The sequence below is a fragment of the Vibrio sp. 10N.261.52.A1 genome (genome assembly GCF_002876325.1).
GTDB lineage: Bacteria > Pseudomonadota > Gammaproteobacteria > Enterobacterales > Vibrionaceae > Vibrio > Vibrio chagasii.
Window position 1 is genome coordinate 1 of sequence record NZ_MCYD01000167.1, and the last position, 644, is coordinate 644.

Consider the following 644-nt stretch of genomic DNA (forward strand, 5'->3'; position numbering starts at 1 on the left):
TATTTTTTAGGTTTTATACGTTTTTTTGTAAGCTATGTAAGGAGGGAGGAAGTATCCTCCCAACGATAGGGTATCGTTAGGAGGTTAGTTCAACTAGCTCTCGACCATCACTCGAGTATCTTCACTGAGAGTTTCTAGTTCATTGATAACATCATCGATTTGAACTTCGATTGGTAGCTTAACCGCGATTTTAGAAGTGAATAGGCTTGAACTGACACCGCCACCACCGGCAATAAATACGCGCTGGCAATCCATGTCGAGAATATTGATACCTTGTCTATCGAGTACATGTGTCACTTCATTGACGATACCGGCGCGATCGTTAGAATCGAGTCTCAGATGGTGAATGGTATCTTGAACATTATGTGCATGGTCTGAATCAACGAACTGGACAATCAGGTCTGGGTTAGCGCTGAATGCCTCTTTAACAATCGATTCATTGATAGCTGGAAGCTGAACCTTGAGCACACCTGCTACTTGGTCTTCAATAAAATTCACTTTACTGATGAGCCACTTGCCGTCGTTTTCATGAGTCACCGCAGCGAGTTGCTTGATCGTCGCTGGTGATGCTTTTCCGATAAAGTTTACGATAAATGTAGTGTTCATATCAGCCCCCAAAGTCTCAATTAATCATTGCTAATTAA

General features: G+C 42.2%; 1 protein-coding gene. It reads right to left on the minus strand.

All coding sequences use genetic code 11. The features are described 5' to 3' along the window. Nucleotides 1–93: 93 nt before the first annotated feature. Nucleotides 94–606, minus strand: coding sequence for an ACT domain-containing protein (locus BCT81_RS02290; protein ID WP_102423130.1), 513 nt, complete (start codon nucleotides 604–606; stop codon nucleotides 94–96). Between the last annotated feature and the right edge of the window lie 38 nt (nucleotides 607–644).